Source organism: bacterium, assembly GCA_040753085.1.
GTDB lineage: Bacteria > UBA9089 > JASEGY01 > JASEGY01 > JASEGY01 > JASEGY01.
In genome coordinates this window covers 8104-12652 of record JBFMHI010000074.1, presented here as the reverse complement: position 1 = coordinate 12652, position 4549 = coordinate 8104, and the positions used below count along the sequence as shown (strand labels likewise).

Sequence of the window (4549 nt, the reverse complement as noted above, 5' to 3'; positions counted from 1 at the left end):
GAATGATAGAATAGCACACGGATGACACAGATTTTGGCGGATTCTCACGGATTTTTTCTAATAAATTTTTATCCGTGTCAATCCGTCTCATCCGTGTAATCCGTGTGCTATTATTGGTAATCTTTATGTCTTTGCGCCTTAAAAGCTGAATAGTTACAAAAATTTCCCCTCAACTTTCATTACCCCCTGAACGGTTACAAAAAATCAGTGTTTCATCTGTGTAAATCCGTGGCTGAATAGTTACCTATTTTTTAAGGCCGCCGCCACAAAATCCCTGAAGAGTGGATGCGGTTGGGTTGGTTTTGATTTAAACTCCGGGTGAAATTGCACCCCCACAAACCAGGGATGATTTTTCAATTCTATTATCTCTACTAACCGGTAGTCAGGAGACAAGCCTGAAGGAATCATCCCCTGCCTGATAATGTCCTCACGGTAATAATTATTAACCTCATATCTATGCCGATGACGTTCATAGATCAAATCTTCTCCGTAGGCCTTGTAAGCCAGGGAATCTGGTTGGAGACGGCAGGGATAAGCGCCCAGTCTCATAGTTCCTCCCATATCCTTTATACCCTTCTGATCAGGCAGAAAGTCTATTACCGGATGAGGCGTTTGGGGATCGAATTCGGTAGAATTAGCTCCGGCCAAACCAACCACGTTTCTGGCAAATTCAATGACCGCGCATTGAAGACCAAGGCAGAGCCCCAGATAAGGAATACCTTCTTCCCTGGCTATTCGAATCACCTCCAATTTTCCCTCAATTCCTCGCTCACCAAAGCCTCCGGGAACAATAATCCCCTTTATCTCTTTTAGCTGGCTGCTCAAATCAGGATACTCGGCATCAATCCAGTGAAGATTTATCCCGGTCTTATTAGCCACCCCACTATGGGTCAGGGCCTCGATGATGGATTTATAGGCGTCGGGAAGCTTAATATATTTGCCCACCATAGCAATATTTACCTTCTGAGGAGGCGATTTTATTATCTTCACTATTTCCCGCCATTCAGAGAGGTCTTCTTTTGATCCTGCCACTTTCAATAGATCAAGAATGGTGTCATCTAATTTTTCTTCCTTGAAGATAAGTGGGACATCATAAATAGTGTCTACATCGTAAGCGCTAATGACCGCTTCCACTGAGACATCACAAAAGAGGGCAATCTTGGACTTAAGTTCCGCGGAGAGAGGATTTCTGCTTCTACAGATAAGGATATCCGGCTGGATACCAATTTCTCGAAGTTCTTTCACGCTATGCTGAGTCGGTTTTGTCTTCAGTTCCCCTGACACCTGAATCCAGGGGACTAAAGTGAGATGGATATATATACAGTTCTCTTTTCCGACATCCTTTCTAAACTGCCTGATGGCTTCTAAAAAGGGCAACCCCTCAATGTCTCCCACGGTGCCCCCAATCTCCACAATAACTACGTCAACCTTTTCACCTTGGGCTAAATGAAAAATAGTCGCCTTGATCTCATCGGTAATATGGGGAACAACCTGGACCGTCTGACCCAAATAATCTCCTCTTCGCTCCTTGGAGATAACCGAATGGTAGATTTTACCCGCGGTTGAATTGTTATCCTGAGTAGTGGTAATGGAGATAAACCGTTCATAGTGCCCCAGATCAAGGTCTGTTTCCGCTCCATCTTCCGTAACATAGACCTCGCCATGCTGGTAAGGGCTTAAAGTCCCGGGGTCAACATTGATATAAGGATCAAGTTTAAGCACCGTAATCTTTAGCCCTCTACTCTCCAGAAGACGGCCAATAGAAGCGGCCGCGATGCCTTTACCTAATGAGGAAACCACCCCACCCGTGACAAAGATGTACTTGGTATTCATTCTTGGGATCCTTTCTTTTGTGGTCTGCATTTAAATTTCTCCTCTTGAACTTTCTGCTTTTTGGCCCTCCAGAAACAGATTCTTTACCCGCTCCAGGTCTTCTTTTGTATCTACTCCCCATGAATCGTGCTCTGTTCTCACTACTTTTATAGGGATACCATTTTCAAGGGCTCGAAGCTGCTCTAATCCTTCCGCCTCCTCTAAGGGACTGGGTGAGAGCCGGCTCAAGCCCAGCAGGATATCCCGACGGTAGACATACAACCCTATATGCTTATAAAACCTGACCCCCTCTCTTTTCCGAGGATAAGGGATAAGAGAGCGGGAAAAATAAAGGGCAAAACCGGCCTCATTGGTGACTACTTTAACCACATTGGGATTATGCCCTTCTGATTCCCAGGTTATCTCCTTTTTGAGGGTAGTTATTTCCAGGCGGGGATTATCCTTCATTGGCCTCACGGCTTCATCGATCATTTCCGGCTTAATCAAGGGTTCATCCCCCTGGATATTAACTACCATATCAGCCGGGAGTGATTCGGCCACTTCAGCCACCCGGTCTGTCCCCGAGGCATGATAGGGAGAGGTCATTACCACCTCGCCGCCAAAGCTGGCTACCGCCCGATAGATTCGCTCATCATCCGTAGCTATTATTACCCTTTCCATCTCCTTGGCCTGCCTGGCCCGTTTATAGACATGTTGAATCATGGGCTTACCGTGAATATCAGCCAAGGCCTTGCCTGGGAATCGGGTCGATCCAAACCTGGCCGGAATTATTCCGATGACGGATGGCAGATTGCGGATTGCGGATTGGTTCATTAGCTAATACTCCCTTCAGAAAGGATTCCCTTTTCAACCAAGAGCTGAATGATAGAATAGCACACGGATGACACAGATTTTGGCGGATTCTCACAGATTTTTTCTAATAAACTTTTATCCGTGTCAATCCGTCTCATCCGTGTAATCTGTGTGCTATTATTGGTAATCTTTGTGTCTTTATGCCTTAAAAGCTGAATAGTTACAAAAATTTCCCCTCAACTTTCATTACCCCCTGAACGGTTACTTCAAAACAATTGTTCAAAGGTAACCGTTCAGCCACAGATGCACACAGATGAAACACGGAAAATCCGTAAGCCGTGTCCGTGATTCGGGTCTGTCCTTAAGCTGTAGGGACAACCCTTGTGGTTGTCCGTCTACAGAACGGACATGGACAAGCACGGACAGGGACAAGCCCCCTGTCCCTACACTTCCGCCTTCTGTCCTGTGTTATTTATCCGTGCTAATCCGTGCAGCTATACCTGAACGGTTACGTTCAAAGAACTCTAACTTTGATAACAATTTTTGTCCTAATAGATTTCTCTGACCTTTCAATCGCAAGTAATCCTCTTCTATGGAGCGCCATAAGTTTGTTTTAGCTTCCTCTTTGGTATTACCAGATGCAAACAAACCGCGTTGAGGAATCAGAGCAACTATTTCAGTATCATCTTCTTCCTCTGATATTTCCAATAAAATAGGAATTCGTTTCTTGGGGAAGTCTATATGATCCAATTCATATCGGAGAAGCGCTCCTTCATCCTGTTCTTGGAGTTTACCTTCCAATTCCGGCTGGACACTTAGAATCCAGGCTCGAAGGTCCTCTTTCCCCTTAGCCTGGTTCCAGATGTCTATCGGAAATGAGACGGTTGTTTGTGACATTTGTCAACACCTCTTTTTCAAGTAATACTCTTAGAGCCGTGCCTAAAGACGCACTTACAGCCGCCATTCCAAGCCGCTTGGAACAGCCACGACTCTACCTCACCGGAAACATTGAAGCGGAGTGGAGATGGCTTCCTCTTCCTCCCACGCCCGGGTTCGTTTACGGTACTGCTGCTTTCGCCTCAGATAGGTAATAATCAAAAAACCAGACAGCATGCCCCACAAAAAGAGGCTGGAAGTAATTACAGAAATCCAGCTATACCTCTTCTTCAGGTAGAGCTTCCATTCCTCTTCCAGGCTCGCCATGTCTCTTCCCAGGGCCTTTAAACCGGCCGTGTTTATCGAATTTCCTCTGGATAGCTCTCTGATTAATTCTTGAAGCCGGACCTGACCGAACTCTCTTAAGATATAGGCCAATATACTGAAGCTTTCGGCGTAGGAAAGATAGGTCTTCCATCTATCTTCCGGATATTGGAAAAGAGCCGACAGTGGGATAAGCGACCTGGTCAGGGTGGCCTGGCCCAGGATAAACTCATGCCACAGTCTCCATTCTCTCGCCTCATACATAGCCAGCCCCTCGTTCAAAAAAAGAGGTAAGTTCTTACCCCCCGCCTTCCCCAGGACAATATGGGTGTATTCATGTCTGATGGTCCGCTCTATATCACCTCTTCCCGGTCGAAGAACAATAATATTCTTTTCAACCAGAGCTGCTCCGGCCAGCCAGGGATGTGGATCATCACCCATGAAATAAGCAAGTTCTTTGGTGGAAGGAGCTAAATAAATATTAGTTTTCTCTTCAGGGACATAGCCCAGGTCAGCCGTAACTATGGCCCAAGTATTCTCAGCCATTCTAAGACAATTCCCGGCCAACCGCTCTTTCCCAGGCGTATAATAAACCACAAAATGAGCGTCCTCTAACTGCCTCCAAAGAGGTGCTCGATGCTCGATGCTCGATACTCGATGCTCGATAGGTAGAAGTTTCTCCTCTAACTGCCTCCAAAGAGGTGCTCGATGCTCGATGCTCGAT

The 4549-nt window shown here is 46.0% G+C and carries 4 protein-coding genes; all 4 read right to left on the bottom strand.

Annotation, left to right across the window (positions count from 1 at the left end; translation table 11 throughout):
* Positions 1–240: 240 nt before the first annotated feature.
* On the bottom strand, positions 241–1833 hold the full coding sequence (locus tag AB1797_08750) for a CTP synthase (protein MEW5767697.1): 1593 nt from the start codon (positions 1831–1833) through the stop codon (positions 241–243).
* 30 nt (positions 1834–1863) lie between these two features.
* The gene (gene kdsB / locus AB1797_08745) at positions 1864–2646 is read right to left on the bottom strand and encodes a 3-deoxy-manno-octulosonate cytidylyltransferase (GenBank protein ID MEW5767696.1); all 783 of its coding nucleotides are present in this window, start codon (positions 2644–2646) and stop codon (positions 1864–1866) included.
* 447 nt (positions 2647–3093) lie between these two features.
* Complete coding sequence (locus tag AB1797_08740) at positions 3094–3522, bottom strand: hypothetical protein (GenBank protein MEW5767695.1); 429 nt, start codon at positions 3520–3522, stop codon at positions 3094–3096.
* Positions 3523–3621: 99 nt separating this feature from the next.
* Complete coding sequence (locus tag AB1797_08735; GenBank protein ID MEW5767694.1) at positions 3622–4371, bottom strand: peptidase MA family metallohydrolase; 750 nt, start codon at positions 4369–4371, stop codon at positions 3622–3624.
* Positions 4372–4549: the final 178 nt, after the last annotated feature.

Bases quoted from the DNA above. Each gene is read 5' to 3' on its own strand.
- AB1797_08750 (MEW5767697.1), bottom strand. From the start codon at position 1,833: ATGAATACCAAGTACATCTTTGTCACGGGTGGGGTGGTTTCCTCATTA.
- kdsB (MEW5767696.1), bottom strand. From the start codon at position 2,646: ATGAACCAATCCGCAATCCGCAATCTGCCATCCGTCATCGGAATAATT.
- AB1797_08740 (MEW5767695.1), bottom strand. From the start codon at position 3,522: ATGTCACAAACAACCGTCTCATTTCCGATAGACATCTGGAACCAGGCT.
- AB1797_08735 (MEW5767694.1), bottom strand. From the start codon at position 4,371: ATGGCTGAGAATACTTGGGCCATAGTTACGGCTGACCTGGGCTATGTC.